Genomic DNA, 23,343 nt, shown 5'->3' on the forward strand with positions numbered 1-23,343 from the left:
GAACCTTTATCGCAATCAGGCCGAGCCAGCGGCTTCGGCAGCCTGGCTCAACTCGGCAACAGAATAGGCAAGCTTCTGAATTTCCTTACGCAGCGGTGCTTTGGCTGCGGTTTCGGCCAGCGGCATTCCGTGGTCATTCGCCTGCGTGATCGGCTTGCCACCATCCGAAAGCAAAACCTCGATCGAGATACCAAGGCTTTCGGCCATCCGCTTGATCCGCGATTTACCGGTCAGGTCGGTGAACTTCGGTGCACGGTTGAGCAGATAGCGCATCTTTTCGGTCGGCAGACCTTCGGCTTGCAGGGCGCGCACCATCCGCAGCGTATTCTGCGCCGAGCGCATATCCAGTTCGAGCAGCGCCATATAGAGGTGCGACTGGCGCAGGACGGCCTCGGTCCAGGACACGATGGTCGAGGGCATGTCGATGATGACAAAGTCGAAATTGGCGCGTGCCATGTCGATCAGGCGGTCCACATCTTCTGTCGAAATCAGGTCGAGCGGCAGCATGTCTTGCGGCGCGGTCAGCACATGGAGCTTGTCGTTGAAGGTCAGCAATGCCTGCTTGAAGACCTCGGCGTCCATATGCGCCGTGTCGGACAAGAGATCAAAGATCACCTCGCGGCGCGGCAGGTCCAGATAGGTCGCAACCGACCCGAACTGCAGATCGAGATCCAGCAAGCAGACGCGCGGGCTATAGCCTTGCGACTTTTTGTTGCCCGAGTTCATAGATGCCAGTTCCCAGGCAAGGTTCACCGCGACGGTCGTGGCGCCAACGCCCCCCGACAGACCGTGAACGGCCAGAACGACGCCGTCCTTGCCGCCCGAGGCCTCGAAGGTCGGCGGGGTGGCATTGGTGGGGTAGGCCGCAGGTATATCGGATTGCCCAAGGCGTTCGACCGCGTCGTGCAGTGCTCCTTCGGGAAGCGGGTAGGGCACGAAATCATCGGCGCCAAGACGCAGCAACTGATGCAGGGCGATCGGGCTGACCTCGTCCGCGATCAGGATCACGCGGACCCCCTTTTCCTTGGCCGAGGTGATAATGCCGGAGATCTTGTTCAGATCGCCCTCATCTTCGCCATCGACCGCGATCGCGATAAACTCGAGCGCTTCGGAATCCGGTTGGTTCAGAAATGCCACCGCATCGTCAAATCCCAGATCGCCCCAGCTTTCGCCAAGCTCGGTTTCCATATCCTCGATCAGAAGATCGAAGTTCGATACATCCCGCGAGACCGTGCACGCCAGAATGGGTGCGGGTTCGGGAGTCAGAACAGCAGCTGCAGTCATCGCCTCAGGTCCTTTTCTCTTGGCCCGGAGATGTCTCGGAGGGGGTGTGCTTTCGGCCCCGCGACAGTTTCCGAACCCGATGCGACTCGTTGGACGCACCTTGTCTTCAGGTTCGAAAATCGCGGCCAATCTTGGCGAGATTGGGGCCGAAATGTTCCAATTGTGGGGATTTGCGCGACGATCAATAAAAAAAGCGGGCTTTGTTTTCACAAGCCCGCTTCATTCGGAAACAATCGTGTCGTTGCTGCGATTATTCGCCGCGAGTATCTGTCGCTGTGGTGAGCGGCAAGGCCGATGCCGACTGCACATATTCGCGGAACACGACGGTTGCGTATTTGCCGTTCAAAATCAATGGATTGGTCTTGACGAAGCCAGAAACCTCGGTGACGGTGCGGCGGTTGGCCTCGTTCGGGGACTGGGTGTAAACTAGGGGCTGCGTCTCGCCGTAGCTGACCACGGCCTCCAGCCGCGACTTCGAAATCCCCTGTGCGGCAAGGAAATTCACCACCGCGCGGGCGCGGCGCATACCAAGCGCCTTGTTGTAGCTGTTCGATCCGACGAGATCAGTGTGCCCGTAAACGCGGAAACGCACCTCGGGGAACTGCTTGATCCAGTCCGCCTGCTGACGCAGCGCGGCCTGAGCTCCCGCCTCAAGCACCGACGAGTTGAAGGCGAAATTGACCGTATTCGGCACATCGCTTGCGAACCGCCGGGTCAGCGAGATCGCATAATCGCGCGCCCCCGTCTGGATCAGCGTGTTGTTCATCGTGGCATTGCCGAAGCTCCCGACGTCAAGGCTGCTGCCTGCCTCGGAGTAGAAGTTCCGCATCATGCCGGAGCTGCACCCGGAAAGTGCGAATGCTGTGGCCAGACAGGCCAGCGTCAGTGATGTCTTTCTCATTTTCTGCCCCCGCTGTGCCATGGCCTATTCCATCACATATCCATAAGACCCCGAGAAGTCCTGTTTCGCCACTTCGGCCGCAGCTCCGGATTTCGGGGCTTTCTCTGTCTTTCCGAAGAGGAACAGTTCCGCTTCGCTCGGCGGGCGGACACGGTCGGTCGGCAGCGCCAGCGCTTCGCCGCGCGTCGGCGTTACAAGATGCGGCGTGACAATGATGACCAGTTCGGATTGCTGGCGCTCGTAATCGGCCGAACGGAACAGTGCCCCCAGAACCGGGATGTCGCCCAGCCACGGCACTTGCGAACTCAGGTCGGTGAAATCGTCCTGCAAGAGGCCCGCAATCGCGAAGCTGTCACCGTCGCGCATTTCGACCGTGGTCGAGGTGCGACGGGTGCGGAAGGCGTTCAACTCGAACCCGTTGGCGGTCAACGAAACGGACGGGTCGATGCCGGAAACCTCGGCCGAGATTTCAAGATTCATGATGTCGCCATCGACGACACGCGGCGTGAATGCCAGCGACACGCCGAAGGGCTTATACTCTACCGTGACAGTGTTGTTGTCTTGCGAAACCGGGATCGGATATTCGCCGCCGGCAAGGAAATCGGCCTTTTGGCCGGAAAGCGCGGTCAGGTTCGGTTCGGCCAAAGTGCGCACGGCGCCTTTGGATTCAAGCGCTTCCAGAAGAACAGCCATTTCCAGGCCGCCGATGGACGCACCGATTTTCAAGGCGCCGACCGTTTCACCTTTGGGTGTGATGGATGTGCCGGTCGGAGAGTTGTCGCTCGAGAGGAAGGTGCCGGTTTCCGCGCCGCTCCAGTTTGAGGCGGAGTTCACGAAACCCACCGAGCCGGACAGGTTTTTCGCGACCGAGCGCGACATTTCGGCGAAACGGACCTTCAGCATGACCTGCTGGGTGCCGCCGACGCTCATCAGGTTAGAAACCCGGCCCGGGGCATAGCGTTCTGCCAGATCGAGTGCGCGATCAAGCCTTGCCAAAGAGGTAACCGTGCCCGACAGGACGATGCCGTCATTTGCGGTCCGCACCTCGATGCTCTCACCCGGCAGGATCTGCTTGAGGCGTTCTTTGAATTCAGCAACGTCGGGGGTGACCTGCACTTCGACGTTCGAGATCAGTTTACCGTCGCCGCCGAGTATGGTCATCGTTGTGCGGCCGGGAACCTTGCCCAGAACATAGATCGTGCGATCCGAAAGGGTTGTGATGTCTGCAATGCCGGGGTTGGCGATGGAAAGCTCGGCGAAGGGAGCATCGCTCTCTACAACGACCGCGCGGTTCATCGGCACGCTCAAAGGGCTTGCGCTCGTGCCAGACATCACGCGCAGGGTTTCGGCATGTGCCGGTGCCAGGGTGGTCATGCCAAGGGTAAGCCCCAGCAAACAAGCCTGAAAAATCGTCTTCATCATCATGGTGATCCTGCCTCTCTGATCACGCCAATCCACAGGTCTGACGCCCGCTTATTTGGTATTCCTGCCCAATATCTTTTGAACAATGCCGGAAAAGCCGAATCTTTGCAAGAATCAAACCTTTGCAGCGTCAAATTCACGCAAAACCTGTTGCAAAAAGCCTAAAAGCCCGCCGTGGGGCGGGCTTTTAGTGGCGTTTGTGGCCTAGTTCGTGCAGGGAATTTCGACTTCGATCATCTCGCCGCCCTTGCGGTTGCGGATGGTGCAGACTTTTTTCTGCTCGAGCACTGCCTCGGTTGTTTCTTCGATACCGAACAGCGTGTTCCGGTCGATTTCGATGGCGCCGACATTCGTGGTGTCGCCCATCCCGAGCAGCGAAAGCGTCAGGCGACCGGTCGACTGAGCCAGCGTAAGCGCGGCAACATCTTCGGGCGAGACTTCAGCGGTGACGGTGCGGGCGATCTTGGTTTCCTCGGAGCGGTCCGCATCAGCCGACTGGTCGATTGCGATCAGCTTCAGGTTGTTTTGAATCAGGCGCGAGACGGGACGGCCCTCAAGCGAGCCAGACCAGTAGACATCGACATGGTTGCCCGGGCGCAGGAAGCCGGAAACGCCCGAGTTGACGTCTACGCTGATGGTAAAGGCGCGCATCCCCGGCGCGAGGTTCGCCGTAATTCCCGCATCGACACCCGGCTCTGTCATCTTCGAGCGCAGCACCGGCTCCAGCGGCTCATAAGAGCGCAGAGCCGCGCGCGGGCGGGTTTCGCCGTCGAAAAATACGGCCGTTTGCGCCTCTTTTGAGCCTTGTGGCGCGGTCACGCGGGTAAATGCCCCCGGAGGCATCTTGTTCGCCTGGACCTTGACCAGCTCAAGATCGGCCATCGTAAAACGCTCGCCGTATTTGAGTGGCCTTTTCAGAACGACTATGTCGGTCAACAACGGAGCATTCTGTTGAGCGGACAACAGATAATCCCGCTCTTGCTGGAAGCGGGCGATCTGGTTTTGCGCCATGTAGACGGCCACGCCGGCAAGGGCGATCCCGAGCACAAGAAACAAAGCAAAAACCATACGCATTACACTATCCTTCTTTATATCCCCGATTCATACCGTTTACCTGACGAATGGGGCATTTTCTGGGCCAGCGGAGCAGTCCGTCAGAAGCTGCTGTTAATCGACTGGGTATCGAGGAAGCTTGCAATGTCGATGGCGGCATTATCCGATTCAGACCAGATCAGCCCACCAACCAGCATTCCGAGCGAAACAACCGAAGCCGTGAGCACGACCCAGTCTACGGTCACGGCACCGGCTTCGTCACGAAGACGCCGCGTGAAGAAATCAATAAGCGTGCTCATGGCAAACCTTTCTTATATCGCATCGGGCTTTCGGGGCCCATTCACCGTGATTTGCCGGTTGTTGGTGGCGGAAATTGGGCGAATTCAGGAATAGTTTGAGGAGATTACCGCTGCGTAAACGGCAACGGAAAAGGGCCGCTCTTTCGAGCGGCCCCTTGATCACGCGATTGCGCGGTCTCTTAGTTGAACGAGGTCTGCACCGAAGCGGACGAGAGGTAGTTCGCGATGTCGGTGGTCAGGTCCTGGGTGCTGGTGCGGACGAGGGCGAGAGCAGCAGCGCCGAGGCCGACGACAGCAGCGGTCAGCACAACCCAGTCAACGGTCACAGCGCCGTCTTCTTCGTTGCGGAACTTGCGGGTCAGTTTGAACAGTTTCATCGGATCTCTCCAGTCTAGGGTTTGGGTTCATCCGCTTCGCCCCGGGAATTCCTGCCCCTGAATTGCTTGGCGGTATGGGTATGTTATCGGGGTGAAAGGTGGCGCGAATTGGGCGCATTCGGTTCATCTTCGGGGAATTTAAACGGTTTCGTCATGGCCAGCGGGGGCACGCAACGGAAAAGGGCCGCTCTTTCGAGCGGCCCCTTGATCACGCGATTGCGCGGTCTCTTAGTTGAACGAGGTCTGCACCGAAGCGGACGAGAGGTAGTTCGCGATGTCGGTGGTCAGGTCCTGGGTGCTGGTGCGGACGAGGGCGAGAGCAGCAGCGCCGAGGCCGACGACAGCAGCGGTCAGCACAACCCAGTCAACGGTCACAGCGCCGTCTTCTTCGTTGCGGAATTTGCGGGTCAGTTTGAACAGTTTCATCGGATCTCTCCTTGGGTCTGGTATGCGTTTAAGAGCTCCGCGACCCTGTTTCGACCGTCTTCGTTCTCGGCCTTGCGTCGCGGTATGGGGCTATATGGCCCCCTGACCGTGGCAAGATTTGGGCAGGTGCGGGGCGTTTTTACGAAGCGTTAATAAACTTGCGAGAATTTATGTAATAGATTGAAAAATAACGATTTAATATCATGAAAAATTTTCCAAAAGGCGCGGCGCGGTGCTGTTCTGATGCCGCATACTGACGGGAATCGCTGTTTTTCTGGATTTTTTCCCGCTGATTAGGGATAAAGGAGCCAATGGGGAAAACCCCGAATTGGGCAGGATAGCGCAGATGCAGCGCATACAGGGTATCGCAACTTTGGTTGTCGCGGCCTCTCTGGCCGTAACTTCGTGGGCGGAGACGCCTGCGCAGGCGCCTCTTGCGCCAGTCGCGGTGAGCCCTAAACGCGTGACGCCTCCGAAACCGGGGACGAAGCGTTTTCTTACCATCCAGATCGACCCCGAAGAGCAGGCCCGTGCGCTGGCAGTCGCGGCGGCGAAGCCCTTCGTGCCGGTGACGCGCCTGCCGGATGCGCCTGCGCCTCCAAAGGCCAGCCCGCTTGACTGGTATTGGGAGCAGGTCTCGCCCGCGCTGGATGACAGGGCGGGGCGGTTTGACAAGGCGGTTGCGGTCCTCTCGCAGGGGCCGGGTGGGGAAATGGTCCCCGCTCCTCGCCTTGCGGCACTTCAGGATCTGGCGAAAGCGCATGGCTCCGACATTCTCGCGGCCACCATCGGCACCGAGGTCTCTCCGGCGCTGGTGATGGCGGTGATCTCGGTTGAATCGAACGGGCGCGCGGACGCGGTCTCGAAAGCGGGGGCCGTTGGCTTGATGCAGCTGATCCCGGCGACGGCCGAACGCTTTAGCGTGTCGGATCGCACGGACCCTGTCCAGAACATCAAGGGCGGCGTGGCCTATCTGGACTGGCTGATGAAAGAGTTTGACCGCGATCCATTAATGGTGATCGCGGCCTATAACGCGGGTGAAAATGCCGTGAAGTCGAATGGTGGCGTGCCGCCTTACGCCGAGACCCGTGGCTATGTGCCCAAGGTTCTGGCGGCATGGAATGTGGCGCGAGGGTTGTGCCTGACGCGACCGGAGCTTGTGACGGACGGCTGTGTTTTTGCGGTGAAAGGGTAGGTTATGGGAACGGATCAAGGCGCGCCGCGTCCGCTGGTGCTGGATGTGGACGGGACGCTTCTGCGCACGGATCTTCTGTTCGAAGGCTTCTGGGCGGCGCTGGCCAAAGATCCGGTGTCCACGCTCAGGCATAGCCTGTCACATCTGACCGCGCGAGCGGCCCTGAAGGCGGGGCTGGCCGGCATTGCGGGGCTTCGGCTTGATCTGATGCCGGTGACGCCCTCGGTCCAGCGTCTGATTGACGAGGCGCACGGCGAGGGGCGCGAAGTGCTTCTGGCGTCGGCCTCGGATCAGGCGCAGGTTACGGCGCTCGCCCGCCAGCACGGGCTGTCCGAGCGGGTCTTTGCCTCTGACGGGGAGGCAAACCTGAAAGGAGCCGCCAAGGCTGAGGCCTTGGTTGCGGCTTTTGGCGAGGGCGGGTTCGATTATGCGGGTGATTCACGCGCGGATCTTGAGGTCTGGCCTCATGCCGCCACTGCCTATGTTGTGGGTGCCCCCGCGCTGGCGCGACAGGTTTCGGGGCCGCATGTGGTCGAGCTGGAGGGTGGCTGGTCTCCCCGCCGCCTGTTCAAGGCAATCCGCCCGCATCAGTGGGTAAAGAACGTGCTGCTTTTGCTGCCGCTGATTGCCGCGCACCGTTTCGATCTGGCGACATTGCTGCCGATCCTTCTGGGGATCGTGGCGTTCTCGGCTGCGGCGTCTTCGATCTATATCATCAACGACCTTCTCGACCTTGAGGCGGACCGCCTGCACCCGACGAAATACCGCCGCCCCTTTGCGAGCGGGGAGGTGCCGATTGCCGTGGGGATGATGGCCTTTGTCGGGCTGGTGTTGGTGGCGCTTGGTGTGGGCGCGGCGCTGAACGCCGGTTTTCTGACCGTTGTCGTTATATATATGATGCTGTCGCTGGCCTATTCGCTCAAGCTCAAGCGGATGCGGTGGGTCGATATTACGACGCTTGCCGCGCTTTATACGATCCGCGTTGTGGCGGGGGCGGCGGCAGGGCAGGTCGATGTGTCGATCTATATGCTGATCTTCATCTTCCCGGTGTTCCTGGCGCTTGGATGCGTAAAACGCCTGACCGAGCTGACCCTGGCGAAAGGGGACGAACGCCTGCCCGGTCGCGGCTACGGGCGCGCGGATCGGGGCGATTTGCTGAATGTCGCGGGTATCGGGGTCGTCGGTGCGCTGGTGATCTTTTTCCTTTACTCGGTGTCCGAGCAGGGGCACGCGCTTTACCCCGATACATGGCTGATGTGGCTTGCGATGGGGCCGATGGCGTGGTGGCTGGTGCGGATGGTTGCGCTTGGCTGGTTCGGCAAGCAGGATTACGACCCGATCGTTTTTGCGCTGCGTGACAAGCTGGGGCTGGGTATCCTGATGATTACACTCAGCCTGATGTTCTGGTCGGCAGGGCTTTGGGCGCAGTGGTTCGGGGGCTGAACGCCCCCGCCTCAGAACGACATTTTCTTGAAAACCGGCTCGGGGATCAGACGGATCACGGTCATGATGACACGCCAGATCGGCGCGGTGTAAAGGGTGTTGCGGCGTTTGCGCACGGCCTTGAGGATGTCGTTTGCCACCGCCTCGGGCGAGGTCATGAAGGGCATCTTCATGCCATAGGTCATCGGTGTATCCACGGGGCCGGGCTTGACGGTCAGAACATGCACGCCCTTACGCCCCGCGCGGTTGCGCAGCCCCGACAGATAGGTCGCAAAGGCCGCTTTGGCTGCGCCGTAGCAATAGTTGCCCAAGCGCCCCCTGTCGCCCGCGACCGAGCCGATACCGACGATTGTGCCCGTCCCGCGCGCCTCCATATGGGGCAGCAATTGCTGCAAGAAGGTCGCGGGGCCGGTGTAGCTGTCGGCCATGACCCCTTCGATCAGCGCGGGGTCCGCGTCGATCTGCGATTGCTCGGGCATAGTGCCGGTAAAGACGGCGGCATTCAGCGTGCCATCCTCTTGCGTAAACTGCGCGATCAGCGCGGGATAATTGCTGTGGTCGCGCGTATCGAAGGGCAGCGCATGGACCGCGCGGGCGCCCCGCAGGCGGCAATCCTCGGCCAGTTCGGCCAGCGCGGTGGCATTGCGCCCCGCCAGATACAGCGCCGCGCCATTGGCGGCGAGCTGGCGCAGCAACGGCCGCGCCATGCCCGAGGTGGCCCCCAGAATAATCCAGCTTTCCATGTTCAGGCACTCCTCAGGTTCAGTCGGCGGACAAGATCGGTTGTAAGGGCGGCGTCCGGGTCGGCCTTTGCGACCTCGGCCTGCCATTTCGGTAAATCGGGATACATCGCGCGGATTTGCGCGCCTTCGGCAAGGCTGTCCTTGGCGAAATAAAGGCGCCCTTCGGCGGCGGCAGTCATCGCCTCGAGGCGTTTGATCAGGGCGCGCGCCGGGGCACGGTTCGGGAAGTCGATGGCGAGCGTGTAGCCCTCCATCGGGAAGCTAAGGTAACCCGCGCGGCCCGCGCCCATGCGTTTGAGGACCGCAAGCGGCGAGGCTAGGCCGGAGGCCGCGATCTCTTCCAGCATGGCACGCAGCGCGGGGGCCGAAGCCAGAGGCACGACGCATTGGAACTGATGAAACCCGCGCTTGCCGTAAAGGCGATTCCAGTCGTGGATTTTGTCCAGCGGAAAGAAGAATTCGGCCAGCGGCTTGACGACCGTGCGCCCGCGCGCGGGGACGCGGTGATAATAGGCTTGGTTGAAGGCTTTGACGATGGGCTTGGCAAGCGCGAAATGCGGGGCGTCCATCGGCACCGCGCGCGATTTCGGGCTGACCCTGACGATCCCCGCGCCGGTTTCGCCCTCTTCGACAATGCCGCGCCCAAGCGAGGCGCCGCGCGCCGTCGCGTCGATCCAGCCGACGGTATAGCTCGCGGTGGAGGCATCAAGGAAGGCGAGGTGCTCGTCCCATCCGCGCGCGCGGCGTTCGGTGACGAACATCACGTCCCCCTTGCACGGGATCATGCGGATTTTCGCGCGCGTGATAACGCCGCTTTGCCCCAGCCCGCCAAGTGTCGCCTCGAACAGCGCCGATCCGGGGGTGGTGACGGTCTCTGCACCGTTTTGCAGCAACGTGATCTCGGTCACATGCTGGCCGAAGCTGCCCATATGGTGGTGGTTCTTGCCATGCACATCCTGTGCGATGCAGCCGCCGATGGTGGCGAACCCCGTGCCGGGCATGACCGCAGGCAGCCAGCCACGCGGCGCGAAGGTTGCGGCAATGTCCCCGATACGCGCGCCAGCCTCGGCCTCAAGGATGCCGCTTTCGGCGTCGAACCCGATCAGCCTGTCAAAGCGGCTCATGTCGATCGCGCGGCCACCGTTGTTGAGTGCTGCGTCCCCGTATGAACGACGCATCCCCATCGCGGGGGCGGCATCAAGGGCGGCCAGTGCGTGCAACTGTTCGGGGCGTGCAACCTCGCCCGAGGCGCGAAGGGCGCGGCCCCATCCTGCGTAGTCTGTCGGTGTCCAGCTCATAGCTTGCCCATTTCGCGTGCGATCGAGCATCGCTCGGCCAGAGGAAAGGCCGCCAGCCCGATCAGAATGGCGAACCAGAGTGTTGTCAGGCGGATAATCGCGGTCGCGGGGACGGAAACCTCCAGCGGCACGCCCTCAAGCGACAGTAGCGCGACCATCGCAGCCTCGGCCCCGCCAAGCCCGCCCGGTGCCCCCGTCAGACCACCTGCCAGCGTTGCGAAAATGAAAACCGCAATCGCCTTGGCCAGCCCGACCTCTGTGCCCATCCACCCCAGAAGCAGGTGGAACGCCGCGCCCTCGGCGGCCCATCCGGCCAGCCCCAGAGCCAGCACAAAGGCCAGCGTCGGCCCATGTGTAAAGCGCGAAAGCGAGCGCGCCGCGATGCGCGCACGGCCAAAGAGCCGAGGCATCGTGCCGGTCGCGCGATAGGCGGCGGTGATCAGCGCCGCAAGAAGACGTGGGCGGGTTGCGACAATTGCGGCGCCAAGCGCCAGAGCCGTCACCGGCAGGGCACCCGCAACCCCGCCCGCAGCCAGAGAAACGGCTACGCCAAGGATCAAGGCCATCGCCATCAAGTCGCCCGCGCGGTCCATCAGCACAAGGGGGGCGGAGCGCTCGACCGGCCAACCAGTCTCGCGACGGATCCAGCGCATCCGGACCAGCTCGCCCACGCGACCGGGTGTGACCGACATGGCGAACCCGCCCAAAAAGTGAAGGAACGATTGCCCGATGCCGACGGGCAGCCCAAGGCGGCGCGCCAAAAGGTGCCAGCGCAGCGCGCGCAGGACGTAATTGCCAAGTGAAAGCGCCAGAAGCACCCCTATCTGCACCGCGCCAAGGCGCGCAATTTGGGCCCGGCTTTCGGCCCATCCGGTGTTCGCGGCCAACCCGCCAAGACCCGCCAAGACCAGCAACAAAAGCCCACCCAAAAGCGCGCCATCACGCAAACGGCGGCGTCGAGGGGCAGAGGAGGGGGTGTTCATGGTCATCATTGGCAACTGTCTAGAGACAGAATTGGGCAAGATTATGAACTTGTTTCGGCTTGAGCGACAATTTTTGGGCAAAGAGGCGCACCATCCGCAAACAAAAGACCCCGCCACAGGGGCGGGGTCCATCTGTTATTGATTGCGGCTTAGTTGACGAGCGTTGCGTCGGTCGCGGCGCGGAACTCTTCTTCCGAGACGCCATCGGCCAGTTCGACCAGCTTCAGCCCGCCTTCGACCACGTCCATCACGCCGAGGTTGGTGATGATGCGGTTGACGACCGACTTGCCGGTCAGCGGCAAGGTGCATTCCTTCAGAACCTTCGACTCGCCGTGCTTGTTGGTGTGGTCCATCACCACCACCACGCGGCCGACGCCCGCCACAAGGTCCATCGCGCCGCCCATGCCCTTGACCAGCTTGCCGGGGATCATCCAGTTCGCCAGATCGCCGTTCTCGGCCACTTCCATCGCGCCCAGAATCGCCATTGCGATCTTGCCGCCACGGATCATGCCAAAGCTTTGCGCGCTGTCGAAATACGAGGTGACGGGAAGCTCGGTGATCGTCTGCTTGCCTGCGTTGATCAGGTCCGGGTCTTCGTCGCCCTCATAGGGGAACGGACCCATGCCAAGCATACCGTTTTCCGATTGCAGCACGACCTCGACCCCCTCGGGGATGAAGTTCGGAACCAGCGTCGGGATGCCGATACCGAGGTTCACATAGGTGCCGTTTTGCAGTTCCTTGGCAGCGCGCGCCGCCATCTGGTTGCGGTCCCAGGCCATTATGCTTCCTCCCGCTTGCGCAAGGTGCGCTGTTCGATGCGTTTTTCGTGGGCGCCTTGGATCAGGCGGTGCACATAGATGCCCGGCAGGTGGATGTGGTCGGGGTCGAGGCTGCCCACGGGGACGATCTCTTCGACTTCCATCACGCAGACCTTGCCGCACATCGCGGCCGGCGGGTTGAAGTTGCGCGCGGTCTTGCGGAAAATCGCGTTGCCGGTGGCGTCGGCCTTCCATGCTTTCACGATCGAGACATCGGCAAAGATGCCCTCTTCCATGATGTATTCTTCGCCGTTGAAAATTTTGGTGTCCTTGCCCTCGGCGATGACGGTGCCCACACCGGTCTTGGTGTAGAAGCCGGGAATGCCTGCGCCACCTGCGCGCATCCGTTCGGCCAGCGTGCCCTGCGGGTTGAACTCCAGCTCAAGCTCGCCCGAGAGATACTGGCGCATGAACTCGGCGTTCTCGCCCACATAGGACGACATCATCTTCTTGATCTGGCGGGTGTCCAGCAGTTTGCCAAGGCCGAACCCGTCAACGCCCGCGTTATTCGAGGCTACGGTCAGATCCTTGACACCGCTTTTCACAACCGCGTCGATCAAAAGCTCGGGGATGCCGCACAGGCCGAACCCCCCAGCCGCGATCAGCATGCCGTCGCGAAGCAGGCCATCAAGGGCGGCTTCGGCGGACGGATAAACCTTGTTCATGTCTCTCCTCCGTAAAATTTCCTGCGCCAGACCGGAACGGTCATTCGGGGCTGACTTTATCCGAGACTTGCAAATTCGCCAGCGGTCCTTCTATTCGTAGGAATACGTATATGGATACGTAGTATGGGGATGGGCGATGAATCAGGGCGAGGCCGCGTATTTCGAGCAACTGGCGTTCCAGAACGCCCCCGATGCGACGCTGGTTTTGAAAGAGCGCAAGATTCTGGCGGCGAATATCCGTGTGAAAGCGGTGTTCGGCTGGGCGCCGCAAGACTTGGTGGGGCAGTCGATCCGCATTCTCTATCCGGGCCAGACCGACTACGAGGTGATCGGTGCCCGCGCGCGGCGCGCGATGCACGAGTCGCCGGTCTACCGGGACGAGCGTTTCATGCGGCGCAAGAACGGGCAGGTGGTCTGGATGGAGGGGCGCGGCACCGCACTGGACCGCAACGATCCGCAAAAGCTTGCGATCTGGACCTATCGGCCCATCGACACCGACGAAAGCGACAGTAGCCCGCTGACACCGGCCGAAAAACGCGTGGCGCGTTATCTGGTCAACGGGTTTACCAGCAAGGAGATCGCGCTCACAATCGGGTGCTCGCCCCGAACGGTCGAGGTGCATCGCGCGAACATGATCCGCAAGATGAAGGTGCGAAACAGCTTTGAACTGGTCAGCAGGCTCTTGGCCGCGTCCGAGAAATAAGAGTGAGCGGTTCGCGGTAAGACGGAAGGGCCGCAAAAAAGCCCCGCGTCTGAGGCGGGGCTTTCGGGGTTATTCCTTGGCTTTTTGGGCTGGCGCCTTTTTGGCCGCCGCTTTTTTCGGCGCGGCTTTCTTGGGGGCCGCCTTTTTGGTGGTTTTCTTGCCGCCCTTCGACGCCTTCGCCGCGATCAGCTCAAGCGCCTCTTCAAGCGTGATCGTCTCGGGGTCGCTGTCTTTCGGCAGGGTTGCATTGACCTTGGCCCATTTCACATAGGGTCCGTAGCGCCCTTCCATAACGGCAATCGGGCCGCCGTCCGGGTGCTCTCCGAGTTCCTTCAGCGCCTTTGCGGTGCTCCCGCGCGCGCCTTTCGCAGCCTTTTGCGCCAGCACTTCGACCGCGCGGTTCATGCCGATGGTAAAGACCTCTTCGACATCGGGCAGGTTGGCATAGGTGCGCCCGTGTTTGACATAAGGCCCATAGCGCCCGATCGCCGCCTCGACGATCTCGCCATCGTCGGGGTGGGGGCCGATCTCGCGCGGCAGGTTCAGCAGTTGCATTGCGCGATCAAGGTCGATGCTGTCGGGCGCCCATGTCTTCGGCAGCGAGGCGCGCGGCGGTTTTGGCATATCGGCGGTGGCCTCGCCCTTTTGCACATAGGGACCAAAGCGTCCGATGCGCAGCGTAATATCCTGCCCCTCGTCCTGACCCAGAACCGTGCCATCCAGCATCGCCGTGTCCGAATCCGCGTCGGGTGCGGACAGCGGGCGGGTAAAGCGGCACTCAGGGTAGTTGGTGCAGCCGATGAAGGCGCCACCCGAGCGCGCGGTTTTCAGGTTCAGGCGTCCTTCGCCGCAGACGGGGCAGGACTTGGGGTCGCTGCCATCGGCGCGGGGGGGGTAAAGATGCGGTGCCAAAACCTCGTCGATCTTTTCCAGCACCTCACCGATGCGCAGGTCCGAGGTCTCGCCCAAAGCGGCCGAGAAATCCTTCCAGAAGCGCGCCAGCACCTCTTTGTAGTCGCGATCCCCCGCCGAAATGTCGTCAAGCTGGTCTTCCAGCGCGGCGGTGAAATCATATTCCACATAGCGGCGGAAATAGTTGCTCAGGAAAGCCGTGACCAGACGTCCGGTATCCTCGGGGAGGAGGCGGTTCTTGTCTTTGCGGACATAGCCGCGATCCTGAATCGTCGTGACGATCGAGGCATAGGTCGAGGGGCGGCCGATGCCCAGTTCTTCCATGCGCTTCACCAGCGTCGCCTCGGTATAACGCGGCGGCGGTTGGGTGAAGTGCTGGTCGGGGGTGACGTCCTGCTTCTTGGTCGCCTCGCCTTGCATCAGTTGCGGCAAGCGTGCGCCATCATCGCCCTCGTCATCATCGCGACCCTGGTCATAGACCTTGAGGAAGCCGTCAAAGGTAATGACCTGACCATTGGCGCGCAGCACGACCTCGCCGTCTTTCGAGGCAATATCGACAGTGGTGCGTTCCATCCGTGCGGCGGCCATCTGGCTGGCGATAGTGCGCTTCCAGATCAGGTCGTAAAGCTTCCACTGGTCATCGGCCAGCTTCAGCTTTTCTGGCCCGCGCGACATATCGGTCGGGCGGATACATTCGTGGGCTTCCTGCGCGTTCTTGGCCTTGTTCTTATACATGCGCGGGCTGTCGGGGACATAGTTCGCGCCAAAGCGCGATTTGATCTCGTCGCGCGCGGCCATCACTGCCTCGGGGGCCATGTCGATGCCGTCGGTCCGCATATAGGTGATGTGACCGGCCTCATACAGACGTTGCGCCGCCGACATGCAGGCCTTTGCGCCCATGCCGAATTTGCGGCTGGCCTCTTGCTGCAGGGTCGAGGTCATGAAGGGCGCCCACGGGTTGCGCGTTGCGGGCTTCGCCTCGACCGATTGCACGAACAGATCGCGCGAGTTGACCGCGTGCACCGCCAGTTCCGCAGCGGTCGCGTTCGGCAGATCGAATTTCTCCAGCTTCTTGCCGCCCAGAACCGTCAGGCGCGCCTCGAACTCTTGACCGCGGGGCGTTTGCAGCTTGGCGATGACGGTCCAGTATTCCTGCGCCTTGAACGCTTCGATTTCCATCTCGCGCTCGACGATCAGGCGCAGGCAGACCGACTGCACGCGACCGGCGGATTTCGCGCCCGGCAGTTTGCGCCAAAGCACCGGCGACAGGTTGAAGCCGACCAGATAATCCAGCGCGCGGCGTGCAAGATAGGCTTCGACCAGCGGCGCATCGACCTGACGGGGATGTTTCATCGCCTCGGTGATCGCGGATTTGGTGATCGCGTTGAAGGTCACGCGCGAGACATTCTTGCCCTTGAGCTTTTTCTCCAGCGCCTCTTGCAGGTGCCACGAGATTGCCTCGCCCTCGCGATCAGGGTCGGTTGCGAGGATCAGCGTATCGTCGTCTTTCAGCGCATCCGTGATCGCCTTGATGTGCTTTTTCGAGTCGCTCGCGACTTCCCATTTCATCGCAAACTCGTTCTCGGGATCGACCGAGCCATCCTTCGGCGGCAGATCGCGCACATGCCCGAACGAGGCCAGAACCGTATAGTCGGACCCGAGATATTTGTTGATTGTCTTGGCCTTAGCCGGAGATTCGACAACAACAACAGCCATGGGGACCTCGTGAAATGCGCTTTACGTTCTGGGCGCGGACCTTGTGACTGTTCGGTGCGGATTGTCAATCCACGCATTGCTGGCGGGGGCGTCAGGCCGTAGGGAGCCGGCTGATTTTGCCGCCCGGATGGCGCAGCACCAGCCCGTCCAGCTCCAGCGGCAAAAGCGCGACCGCGAACTCGGAGGCTGTTATCTCAAGATCGCGGATGACCTGATCTTCGGCGGTGGGGCTTGGCCCGAGCAGGTCCAGAAGGCGGGCGGCTATATCCGTTGCGGGGGGCTTTGGTGGCGCGGCGTCTGGCGGTGCGGGGGGCGTTTCGGGGGGGTGTTCCAGAACTAACGCCTCCAATACATCGCGCCCGCCGCGCACCAAAAGCGCGCCGTCGCGTAACAGTTGGTTGCACCCGCCCGCGCGCCCGTCGAACGGATGGCCCGGAACTGCCATGACCTCGCGCCCTTGGTCCAGTGCGCAGCGCGCGGTAATCAGGCTGCCCGATTGCGGTGCAGCCTCGATCACGACGACAGCCTGCGACAGGCCGGAAATGATGCGATTGCGCTGCGGAAAGTGGCGCGCCTGCGGTTGAAGACCGGGCGGGCCTTCGGACAGGCGCAGGCCGGTTTCGGCGATTTTGCCCGCCAGATCTTTGTTCTCTTGCGGGTAAATAACGTCAATGCCACCCGCCTGCACCGCGATGGTGCCGGTGTCCAGCGTGGTCTCATGGGCGATTGTGTCGATCCCGCGCGCCAGCCCCGAGACGGTGGTAACGCCCGCCTGTCCCAACTCTTGCGCGATGGCCTGCGTCATCCGCCGCCCCAGAGACGAGGCATTGCGCGCGCCCACCAGTGCGACGAGTGACGTGGTTAGTAGTTCGATCCGCCCGAGCGCCCAAAGCACCGCCGGAGGGTCGTCAAGCTCCATCAGTTGCGCCGGATAATCGGTGCCACCATAGCACAAAAGCCGCGCGCCCGCGCGGGTGCCTGCGCGCAGTTCAGCCTCGGCCTCGGTGATGGAAAACGCGGAATAGTCCTTAACGCCAGCGATGCGCGCAACCTCGGGCAGGGCGTCAAGCGCGGCCTGCGCCGAGCCGTGTTCGTGCAGCAGGCGTTTGAAGGTCGTCGGCCCCACGCGACGCGAACGAATAAGGCGGAGAACCGACAGATTATCTTCTTCCGTGGTGGGTGGGGTGAAGGGGGTGGGAATAGAAAACAGATCTGCTTTCATCCGATCCTCCGCCTCATTCGTAGGTTAATTTACACAGCTCTAGGTTAATAAAGTGTTACCAGAATCGGCCCATCCCGCATTTGTTTCAAATTTTTCAGGCTCCCGCTCCGCCGACCGTCAGCCCGCCGATCATCAACGTCGGCTGGCCCACGCCGACGGGCACCCATTGCCCCGCCTTGCCGCAGTTGCCGACACCCGGATCAAGTGCCATGTCGTTGCCGATCGCCTTGATCTGGCGCATCGCGGTGGGGCCGTCGCCGATCAGGGTGGCACCTCGGATCGGAGCGCCGACGACGCCGTTTTTCACGCGATAGGCCTCGGTGCAGTTAAAGACGAACTTGCCGTTGGTGATGTCCACCTGACCGCCGCCAAAGCCGACTGCATAGATCCCGTCTTTCAGGTCGCGCAGGATGGCCTCGGGGGCGGCATCGCCACCCAGCATATAGGTGTTGGTCATGCGCGGCATCGGGATATGAGCATAGCTTTCACGCCGCCCGTTGCCGGTGGGCGAAACCCCCATCAGGCGGGCGTTCTGGCGGTCTTGCATATAGCCGACCAGCACGCCGTCCTCGATCAGCACATTGCGTCCCGACGGTGTGCCCTCGTCGTCAACGGTGATCGAGCCACGCCGGTCGGGGATCGTGCCGTCATCCAGAACGGTTACGCCTTTGGAGGCCACCTGCTGCCCCATCAGCCCCGCAAAGGCCGAGGATTTCTTGCGGTTGAAGTCGCCCTCCAGCCCGTGCCCGACCGCCTCGTGCAAAAGCACACCGGGCCAGCCCGGCCCCAGCACCACGTCCATCTGTCCGGCGGGCGCGGGTTCTGCCGCAAGATTGACGCAGGCGATCCGCAACGCCTCGCGCGCGGCGCCCTGCCAATGCGCTGGCTCCATCAGCCCCGCCAGACCATAGCGCCCGCCGCCGCCATGGCTGCCGCTTTCGCGCCGCCCGTTCTCTTCGACGATGACCGAGACATTGATCCGCGCCATCGGGCGGATGTCCGAGACCAGATCGCCTTCGGGGCGCAGGATGAACACCTCTTGCAGGCTGGCCGCGACCGAAGCCGAAACCTGCACGACGCGCGGATCGAGCGCGCGGGTGAAGGCGTCGATCTCGCGCAGGAGGTCGATCTTGGCGGCAAAAGGCGCGTCACCCATCGGATTCACATCGCCATAAAGGTGCCGGTTGGTGCGCGCGGGCGGGGGCGCCATCACGCCGCCGCCATCACCCACGGCCAGACGCGCTGTTTCGACCGCGCGCCGCAGGGCGGATTCGGAGACCTCTGTCGAATGGGCATAACCCGCGACCTCGCCCTTGACCGCGCGCAGCCCGAATCCCTCGGAGGCATCATAGCTGGCGGTCTTGACCCGCCCGTCATCAAACACCAGCGCTTCCGAGCGGCGACGTTCGAGAAACAGCTCGCCATCCTCGGCCCCGACGGTCGCTTCGCGCAGCAGACGCAGGGCGCTTTCTTGATCGAGCATCGTTTCGAACGGCTGGAAATGTTCGTCGCTCATGGCTGTCTCCTTCGGTCTAACATGCAGAAAAGTGACACAATGTCGCACCTTTCTCTTGCCCGACCATTCCTAATGTGTTTTCAAAATGAATATAGACGACCGGATCGGACGAAGGGAAGCGTCCGTGCCCCGGTCGGGCGGTAGGGAGAACCGCCTTCAGGGAACGGGAATATGAGAATGCGCTTTGCGACTTTCTGCCGCTCTTTTGCGGTTGCTTCGACGTCCATGCTGATTGCCGGACAGGTTTTTGCTCAGGACATGATCAAAGGGTTGCCGGTGATCGGTAAGCCCATGGCGGGCGGTCTGGGGTTCCAGCCGGCGTCTTCGGAACTGGCGCATGACCAGCAATGGCTGGACGGAATGCTGCTGACGATCATCACGGTGATCACGCTTTTCGTCGTTGCGCTGCTGGTCTATGTGATGCTGCGCTTCAACCAGAAGGCCAATAAGACGCCTGCGCGGTTCACGCATAACCAGCCGCTCGAACTGGCCTGGACGCTGATCCCGATCCTGATCCTTGTGGTTGTCGGCTCGTTCTCGCTGCCGACGCTGCGCAACCAGCAGACCATGCCCAAGGCCGACATCACGCTGAAAGCGACCGGCTATCAGTGGTATTGGGGCTACGAATACCCCGAAGAGGGGATCGCCTTTGACTCGCTGATGCTTGCGAAAGAAGAGCTTGCCGCCAACGGCTATGCTGAGGATGAATATCTGCTCGCCACCGATAACGCGATTGTCCTGCCTGTCGGCAAGACCGTTGTGATCAACGTGACCGGCGCGGATGTGATCCATTCATGGGCGATGCCGGCCTTTGCGGTCAAGCAGGATGCGGTTCCGGGCCGGACCGCGCAGCTTTGGTTCAACACCGAGAAAGAAGGCGTCTACTTCGGACAGTGCTCTGAACTGTGTGGCATCAACCACGCCTATATGCCGATCGTCGTGAAAGTCGTCTCCGAAGACGTCTACGCCAAATGGGTCGAGCGCGCGCAGGCGGGCTTCCCCGAGGGCGAGGAAATCCTCGTGTCCGCTTCGGGCGAGGGTGAGATCGTCAAACTGGCCTCGAACTGATCGGCAAGGCGAGGGCACAGACCATGAGCGACATCGGCTATCTCGATCAGGGCAAGGAAGCGCAGTTCGGCGATTACGTCGCGCTTCTCAAGCCGCGGGTGATGTCGCTTGTGGTGTTCACCGCCTTTGTCGGGCTGGTTGTGGCGCCCGTGCCGGTGCATCCGTTCGTCGGCTTTGTCGCGATCCTGTTCATCGCGCTTGGCGGTGGTGCCTCGGGCGCGCTGAACATGTGGTATGATGCCGACATCGACCGGATCATGCGCCGCACCAAAGGCCGCCCGATTCCGGCGGGTCTTGTGACCGAGGGTGAGGCGCTTGGCTTCGGGCTGGCGCTGGCGGGGATTTCCTGCGTGATGCTGGCGCTGGCCGCCAATATCTTTGCGGGCGCCTTTCTGGCCTTCACGATCTTCTTCTACGCTGTGGTCTATACGATGTGGCTCAAGCGCTCGACGCCGCAGAACATCGTGATCGGTGGCGCGGCGGGGGCTTTCCCGCCGATGATCGGTTGGGCTGTGGCGACGGGGGGCGTGAGCCTTGAATCTGTCGCGATGTTCATGCTGGTCTTCCTTTGGACGCCGCCGCATTTCTGGTCGCTCGCGCTGTTCATGAAGGACGATTATTCGAATGCGGGCGTGCCGATGCTGACGGTGACGCATGGCCGCAAGGCGACGCGCCTGCAAATTCTGGTCTACACGCTGATCCTTGCGCCGGTGGCGATTGGCACAGCGTTCACCTCGATCGGCGGGCCGGTCTATCTGGCGGTGTCGCTGGCGCTGAATGCGCTGTTCCTGAAGGGGGCATGGGGCATTTATCGCCGCGCCGAAGATACCGCGACCGATGACCGATACGCCTATGAAAAGCGCTTCTTCTATTTCTCGCTCCTCTATCTGTTCGGCCACTTCTTGGCCCTGCTGATCGAGAAGGGGCTGACCTATTTCGGACTGGGGGGCTGGTAAGATGGCATTGACCCGTGACACCGACCTTCACCGCCGCCGCCTGTCGCGCAACCTTGGGCTTGGCGTCGTGCTGATCGGCTTTGCCGCGCTTGTCTTCGGTCTGACAATTGCCAAGGTGCAAAGCGGATCCAAGCTGGAAGCCTATGACCACCAGCCGCGCGTGACGCTGCTTCCTGCAACGGGGGCCGGCCAGTGAAAAAGATGGACGCCAATACGCGCATCGTGACCCGCCTGATCGGAGTGATCCTGATCATGGGCGCGGGCGCGTGGGCGGCGGTTCCGTTTTATGACTGGTTCTGCCGGACGACCGGATTCGCGGGCACGACGCAGGTCTCGGAGGCGGGTGCGGACCGTATTCTGGACGAGGAAGTGACGGTCTATTTCGTCGCCAATCTCGCGCGGGATATGCCGTGGCAGTTCAAGCCCGCCCAGACCAAGATGACCATGAAGATCGGCGAGACGGGGCTGGCCTTCTACGAGGCCTACAACCCGACCGACCGCGCGATCGCGGGCACCGCAAGCTACAATGTCGCGCCCGATCTGGCGGGTGGCTTTTTCGACAAGATCGAGTGCTTCTGCTTTACCGAGCAGGTCTTGCAGCCGGGCGAGCGTGTCGAAATGCCGGTCAGCTTCTACGTTGATCCCGATCTGGTCGATGACGCGGATGCCGGGCATATCCGCGAGATAACGCTTTCTTACACTTTCTTCGAAACCGATTTGCCCACGCAGCAGGCGGCGCTGGCCGCGCCCGTGCGGGCCAATGTCAACTGAGGCCAACAGGAACCGAAAAATGGCGCACGCAAAGAACCACGACTACCACATCCTTCCGCCCTCGATCTGGCCGCTGCTTAGCTCGCTCGGCGCCTTCATCATGCTCTTCGGGGCCGTGATGTGGATGAAGGATGTTACGCCCTACATCTTCTTTATCGGCCTGCTGCTGGTGCTTTATTGCATGTTCGGCTGGTGGTCGGATGTTGTCCACGAAGGCGAGGTGGGGGATCACACGCCCGTCGTTCGCATCGGCCTGCGCTACGGGTTCATCCTGTTCATCATGTCCGAGGTGATGTTCTTCTCGGCATGGTTCTGGACCTTCTTCAAGCACGCGATGTATCCGATGGGGCCGCTTAGCCCCGCCGTTGATGGCGTCTGGCCGCCTGCGGGGATCGAGACCTTCGACCCTTGGCACCTGCCGCTGATCAACACGGTGATCCTGCTGCTGTCGGGCGTCACCCTGACCTGGGCGCACCACGCACTAGCGCATGAGAACAACCGCAAAGACGTGAAGAATGGCCTGATCCTGACGGTCATGCTGGGTGCGCTGTTCACCGTTTTCCAAGCCTATGAATACAGCCACGCGCAGTTCGGCCTTGCTGGCAATATCTATGGAGCCAGCTTCTTTATGGCGACGGGCTTCCACGGGATGCATGTGATTATCGGCACGATCTTCCTGCTGGTTTGCCTGATCCGCATTCTCAAGGGCCAGATGACGCCCGAGCGTCATGTCGGCTTCGAGGCCGCTGCATGGTATTGGCACTTCGTCGATGTGGTCTGGCTGTTCCTCTTCGCTTCGATTTATATCTGGGGTCAGTAAGTCACCTCTTCCTTTTCGGGAAACGCGCGCGGCGCGGGGGGCGACCCTCGCGCCGATTATTTTGGGGGGCATATGACCCGATACATCTTTCCGCTGATCCTTGGCCTTGGCGGTATTGCGATTCTGTTGTGGCTGGGCTTTTGGCAGCTTGACCGTCTGGCGTGGAAAGAGGCGATGCTGGCCGAGATCGAGGCGCAGATTTCAGCCGCACCGGAGGGGCTTCCGCCCGAGGGCACCGACACCCGTCCGCTGAAATACCAGCCCGTGCGGCTGGTGGGGGCGACGACGGGGCAGGAAATTCTGGTTCTGTCGGGCAAGAAGGGGATCGGCGCGGGCTATCAGGTGATCTCGGCCTTTGAGACCGGCGAAGGGCGGCGCGTTCTGGTCGATCTGGGCTTCGTGGCCGAGGCGCAAAAGGCCGCCCCGCGCCCCGCGACCGCGATGATCGTCGAGGGCAATCTGCACTGGCCGGAAGAGGCCGACAGCTACACCCCGCCGCCCGATCCGAAAACGGGCATGTGGTTCGCGCGTGACGTTGCGCCGATGGCCGCGTCCCTTGGGACCGAGCCTGTCTTCGTCGTCGCTGCGCGCATTGACGGTGCGGCGTCGGGTATCGAGCCTCGCCCCATCGCGATTACCGGCATTCCGAATGACCACCTCAACTACGCGATTACATGGTTTTCGCTCGCATTTGTCTGGGCGGTAATGACATTGGCCTTGTTGTGGCGTATCAGGCGGCAACAGATCTGAGG

At 61.7% G+C, this 23,343-nt stretch carries 24 protein-coding genes; 9 read left to right on the forward strand and 15 right to left on the reverse strand.

The window, feature by feature from the left end:
* Window positions 1-15: 15 nt before the first annotated feature.
* The 7 genes from RYZ20_RS12465 to RYZ20_RS12495 form a co-directional block, all read right to left on the reverse strand.
* Window positions 16-1,284 (reverse strand): CpaE/TadZ family protein, encoded by a 1,269-nt coding sequence (locus RYZ20_RS12465; RefSeq protein WP_317673971.1) that lies wholly within the window; start codon window positions 1,282-1,284, stop codon window positions 16-18.
* Between the two features lie 250 nt (window positions 1,285-1,534).
* Window positions 1,535-2,185 carry an OmpA family protein gene (locus RYZ20_RS12470; protein WP_411572350.1) on the reverse strand — a complete coding sequence of 217 codons (651 nt, stop codon included), beginning with the start codon at window positions 2,183-2,185 and terminating at the stop codon, window positions 1,535-1,537.
* A gap of 24 nt (window positions 2,186-2,209) precedes the next feature.
* Window positions 2,210-3,610 carry a type II and III secretion system protein family protein gene (locus RYZ20_RS12475; RefSeq protein ID WP_317673973.1) on the reverse strand — a complete coding sequence of 467 codons (1,401 nt, stop codon included), beginning with the start codon at window positions 3,608-3,610 and terminating at the stop codon, window positions 2,210-2,212.
* A 201-nt stretch (window positions 3,611-3,811) separates the two neighbouring features.
* Entirely contained in the window at window positions 3,812-4,681 is an 870-nt protein-coding gene (gene cpaB / locus RYZ20_RS12480; RefSeq protein WP_317673975.1) for a Flp pilus assembly protein CpaB, read from the reverse strand.
* Window positions 4,682-4,761: 80 nt separating this feature from the next.
* A complete protein-coding gene (locus RYZ20_RS12485; RefSeq protein ID WP_317673977.1) occupies window positions 4,762-4,959 on the reverse strand; it encodes a hypothetical protein in 198 nt (65 codons plus the stop codon).
* A 179-nt stretch (window positions 4,960-5,138) separates the two neighbouring features.
* Entirely contained in the window at window positions 5,139-5,336 is a 198-nt protein-coding gene (locus RYZ20_RS12490) for a hypothetical protein (RefSeq protein WP_317673979.1), read from the reverse strand.
* Window positions 5,337-5,564: 228 nt separating this feature from the next.
* Window positions 5,565-5,762 carry a hypothetical protein gene (locus RYZ20_RS12495; RefSeq protein ID WP_317673979.1) on the reverse strand — a complete coding sequence of 66 codons (198 nt, stop codon included), beginning with the start codon at window positions 5,760-5,762 and terminating at the stop codon, window positions 5,565-5,567.
* Between the two features lie 346 nt (window positions 5,763-6,108).
* On the opposite strand from RYZ20_RS12495, the gene RYZ20_RS12500 reads away from it, so the two are divergent.
* Entirely contained in the window at window positions 6,109-6,957 is an 849-nt protein-coding gene (locus RYZ20_RS12500) for a lytic transglycosylase domain-containing protein (protein ID WP_317673981.1), read from the forward strand.
* Between the two features lie 3 nt (window positions 6,958-6,960).
* A complete protein-coding gene (locus RYZ20_RS12505) occupies window positions 6,961-8,400 on the forward strand; it encodes a UbiA family prenyltransferase (protein ID WP_317673983.1) in 1,440 nt (479 codons plus the stop codon).
* Window positions 8,401-8,411: 11 nt separating this feature from the next.
* Here the strand turns inward: RYZ20_RS12505 and RYZ20_RS12510 are convergent, their stop codons facing one another.
* The 5 genes from RYZ20_RS12510 to RYZ20_RS12530 form a co-directional block, all read right to left on the reverse strand.
* Entirely contained in the window at window positions 8,412-9,143 is a 732-nt protein-coding gene (locus tag RYZ20_RS12510) for an SDR family NAD(P)-dependent oxidoreductase (RefSeq protein ID WP_317673985.1), read from the reverse strand.
* Between the two features lie 2 nt (window positions 9,144-9,145).
* On the reverse strand, window positions 9,146-10,441 hold the full coding sequence (locus RYZ20_RS12515) for an FAD-binding protein (protein ID WP_317673987.1): 1,296 nt from the start codon (window positions 10,439-10,441) through the stop codon (window positions 9,146-9,148).
* Window positions 10,438-11,430: a lysylphosphatidylglycerol synthase transmembrane domain-containing protein gene (locus tag RYZ20_RS12520; protein WP_317673989.1), complete on the reverse strand. Its 993-nt coding sequence runs from the start codon at window positions 11,428-11,430 to the stop codon at window positions 10,438-10,440. Before RYZ20_RS12520 ends, RYZ20_RS12515 begins: the two co-directional genes overlap by 4 nt.
* A 143-nt stretch (window positions 11,431-11,573) precedes the next feature.
* Entirely contained in the window at window positions 11,574-12,203 is a 630-nt protein-coding gene (locus RYZ20_RS12525) for a CoA transferase subunit B (RefSeq protein WP_317673991.1), read from the reverse strand.
* Window positions 12,203-12,907: a CoA transferase subunit A gene (locus tag RYZ20_RS12530; protein WP_317673993.1), complete on the reverse strand. Its 705-nt coding sequence runs from the start codon at window positions 12,905-12,907 to the stop codon at window positions 12,203-12,205. Before RYZ20_RS12530 ends, RYZ20_RS12525 begins: the two co-directional genes overlap by 1 nt.
* 136 nt (window positions 12,908-13,043) lie before the next feature.
* On the opposite strand from RYZ20_RS12530, the gene RYZ20_RS12535 reads away from it, so the two are divergent.
* Window positions 13,044-13,610 (forward strand): LuxR C-terminal-related transcriptional regulator, encoded by a 567-nt coding sequence (locus tag RYZ20_RS12535; protein ID WP_317673995.1) that lies wholly within the window; start codon window positions 13,044-13,046, stop codon window positions 13,608-13,610.
* 69 nt (window positions 13,611-13,679) lie between these two features.
* Here the strand turns inward: RYZ20_RS12535 and topA are convergent, their stop codons facing one another.
* The 3 genes from topA to tldD all read right to left on the reverse strand — a co-directional run bounded on the left by topA (window position 13,680) and on the right by tldD (window position 18,976).
* Window positions 13,680-16,238: a type I DNA topoisomerase gene (topA, locus tag RYZ20_RS12540; protein WP_317673997.1), complete on the reverse strand. Its 2,559-nt coding sequence runs from the start codon at window positions 16,236-16,238 to the stop codon at window positions 13,680-13,682.
* 91 nt (window positions 16,239-16,329) lie between these two features.
* On the reverse strand, window positions 16,330-17,460 hold the full coding sequence (gene dprA / locus RYZ20_RS12545) for a DNA-processing protein DprA (protein WP_317673999.1): 1,131 nt from the start codon (window positions 17,458-17,460) through the stop codon (window positions 16,330-16,332).
* Between the two features lie 94 nt (window positions 17,461-17,554).
* The gene (gene tldD, locus RYZ20_RS12550) at window positions 17,555-18,976 is read right to left on the reverse strand and encodes a metalloprotease TldD (RefSeq protein WP_317674001.1); all 1,422 of its coding nucleotides are present in this window, start codon (window positions 18,974-18,976) and stop codon (window positions 17,555-17,557) included.
* Between the two features lie 225 nt (window positions 18,977-19,201).
* Between tldD and coxB the strand changes: the two genes are divergently transcribed.
* From coxB to RYZ20_RS12580, 6 genes are all read left to right on the forward strand, one after another.
* Window positions 19,202-20,044, forward strand: a complete 843-nt coding sequence (gene coxB / locus RYZ20_RS12555; protein WP_317674003.1) for a cytochrome c oxidase subunit II — start codon at window positions 19,202-19,204, stop codon at window positions 20,042-20,044.
* Window positions 20,045-20,067: 23 nt separating this feature from the next.
* On the forward strand, window positions 20,068-21,000 hold the full coding sequence (cyoE, locus tag RYZ20_RS12560) for a heme o synthase (RefSeq protein ID WP_317674005.1): 933 nt from the start codon (window positions 20,068-20,070) through the stop codon (window positions 20,998-21,000).
* Between the two features lies 1 nt (window position 21,001).
* Window positions 21,002-21,196 carry a hypothetical protein gene (locus RYZ20_RS12565; protein ID WP_317674007.1) on the forward strand — a complete coding sequence of 65 codons (195 nt, stop codon included), beginning with the start codon at window positions 21,002-21,004 and terminating at the stop codon, window positions 21,194-21,196.
* Window positions 21,197-21,201: 5 nt separating this feature from the next.
* Window positions 21,202-21,771, forward strand: coding sequence for a cytochrome c oxidase assembly protein (locus RYZ20_RS12570; RefSeq protein ID WP_317674150.1), 570 nt, complete (start codon window positions 21,202-21,204; stop codon window positions 21,769-21,771).
* Window positions 21,772-21,790: 19 nt separating this feature from the next.
* Window positions 21,791-22,591 (forward strand): cytochrome c oxidase subunit 3, encoded by an 801-nt coding sequence (locus tag RYZ20_RS12575; protein WP_317674009.1) that lies wholly within the window; start codon window positions 21,791-21,793, stop codon window positions 22,589-22,591.
* Window positions 22,592-22,663: 72 nt separating this feature from the next.
* Window positions 22,664-23,341, forward strand: a complete 678-nt coding sequence (locus tag RYZ20_RS12580; protein WP_317674011.1) for an SURF1 family protein — start codon at window positions 22,664-22,666, stop codon at window positions 23,339-23,341.
* Window positions 23,342-23,343 lie beyond the last annotated feature (2 nt).

The sequence above is a fragment of the Pseudothioclava alba genome, assembly GCF_033100795.1.
In the GTDB taxonomy this organism is placed as follows: Bacteria; Pseudomonadota; Alphaproteobacteria; order Rhodobacterales; family Rhodobacteraceae; genus Pseudothioclava.

What these genes read in the sequence shown, in the direction of transcription:
- RYZ20_RS12500 (WP_317673981.1), top strand. Translation starts at nt 6,109, where the DNA reads ATGCAGCGCATACAGGGTATCGCAACTTTGGTTGTCGCGGCCTCTCTG.
- RYZ20_RS12520 (WP_317673989.1), bottom strand. Translation starts at nt 11,430, where the DNA reads ATGACCATGAACACCCCCTCCTCTGCCCCTCGACGCCGCCGTTTGCGT.
- cpaB (WP_317673975.1), bottom strand. Translation starts at nt 4,681, where the DNA reads ATGCGTATGGTTTTTGCTTTGTTTCTTGTGCTCGGGATCGCCCTTGCC.
- dprA (WP_317673999.1), bottom strand. Translation starts at nt 17,460, where the DNA reads ATGAAAGCAGATCTGTTTTCTATTCCCACCCCCTTCACCCCACCCACC.
- RYZ20_RS12530 (WP_317673993.1), bottom strand. Translation starts at nt 12,907, where the DNA reads ATGAACAAGGTTTATCCGTCCGCCGAAGCCGCCCTTGATGGCCTGCTT.
- RYZ20_RS12575 (WP_317674009.1), top strand. Translation starts at nt 21,791, where the DNA reads ATGGCGCACGCAAAGAACCACGACTACCACATCCTTCCGCCCTCGATC.
- RYZ20_RS12535 (WP_317673995.1), top strand. Translation starts at nt 13,044, where the DNA reads ATGAATCAGGGCGAGGCCGCGTATTTCGAGCAACTGGCGTTCCAGAAC.
- RYZ20_RS12515 (WP_317673987.1), bottom strand. Translation starts at nt 10,441, where the DNA reads ATGAGCTGGACACCGACAGACTACGCAGGATGGGGCCGCGCCCTTCGC.
- RYZ20_RS12570 (WP_317674150.1), top strand. Translation starts at nt 21,202, where the DNA reads ATGGACGCCAATACGCGCATCGTGACCCGCCTGATCGGAGTGATCCTG.
- RYZ20_RS12470 (WP_411572350.1), bottom strand. Translation starts at nt 2,185, where the DNA reads ATGAGAAAGACATCACTGACGCTGGCCTGTCTGGCCACAGCATTCGCA.
- cyoE (WP_317674005.1), top strand. Translation starts at nt 20,068, where the DNA reads ATGAGCGACATCGGCTATCTCGATCAGGGCAAGGAAGCGCAGTTCGGC.
- RYZ20_RS12580 (WP_317674011.1), top strand. Translation starts at nt 22,664, where the DNA reads ATGACCCGATACATCTTTCCGCTGATCCTTGGCCTTGGCGGTATTGCG.
- RYZ20_RS12505 (WP_317673983.1), top strand. Translation starts at nt 6,961, where the DNA reads ATGGGAACGGATCAAGGCGCGCCGCGTCCGCTGGTGCTGGATGTGGAC.
- RYZ20_RS12525 (WP_317673991.1), bottom strand. Translation starts at nt 12,203, where the DNA reads ATGGCCTGGGACCGCAACCAGATGGCGGCGCGCGCTGCCAAGGAACTG.
- tldD (WP_317674001.1), bottom strand. Translation starts at nt 18,976, where the DNA reads ATGAGCGACGAACATTTCCAGCCGTTCGAAACGATGCTCGATCAAGAA.
- RYZ20_RS12565 (WP_317674007.1), top strand. Translation starts at nt 21,002, where the DNA reads ATGGCATTGACCCGTGACACCGACCTTCACCGCCGCCGCCTGTCGCGC.
- RYZ20_RS12465 (WP_317673971.1), bottom strand. Translation starts at nt 1,284, where the DNA reads ATGACTGCAGCTGCTGTTCTGACTCCCGAACCCGCACCCATTCTGGCG.
- RYZ20_RS12485 (WP_317673977.1), bottom strand. Translation starts at nt 4,959, where the DNA reads ATGAGCACGCTTATTGATTTCTTCACGCGGCGTCTTCGTGACGAAGCC.
- RYZ20_RS12510 (WP_317673985.1), bottom strand. Translation starts at nt 9,143, where the DNA reads ATGGAAAGCTGGATTATTCTGGGGGCCACCTCGGGCATGGCGCGGCCG.
- RYZ20_RS12475 (WP_317673973.1), bottom strand. Translation starts at nt 3,610, where the DNA reads ATGATGATGAAGACGATTTTTCAGGCTTGTTTGCTGGGGCTTACCCTT.
- topA (WP_317673997.1), bottom strand. Translation starts at nt 16,238, where the DNA reads ATGGCTGTTGTTGTTGTCGAATCTCCGGCTAAGGCCAAGACAATCAAC.
- RYZ20_RS12495 (WP_317673979.1), bottom strand. Translation starts at nt 5,762, where the DNA reads ATGAAACTGTTCAAACTGACCCGCAAATTCCGCAACGAAGAAGACGGC.
- coxB (WP_317674003.1), top strand. Translation starts at nt 19,202, where the DNA reads ATGCTGATTGCCGGACAGGTTTTTGCTCAGGACATGATCAAAGGGTTG.
- RYZ20_RS12490 (WP_317673979.1), bottom strand. Translation starts at nt 5,336, where the DNA reads ATGAAACTGTTCAAACTGACCCGCAAGTTCCGCAACGAAGAAGACGGC.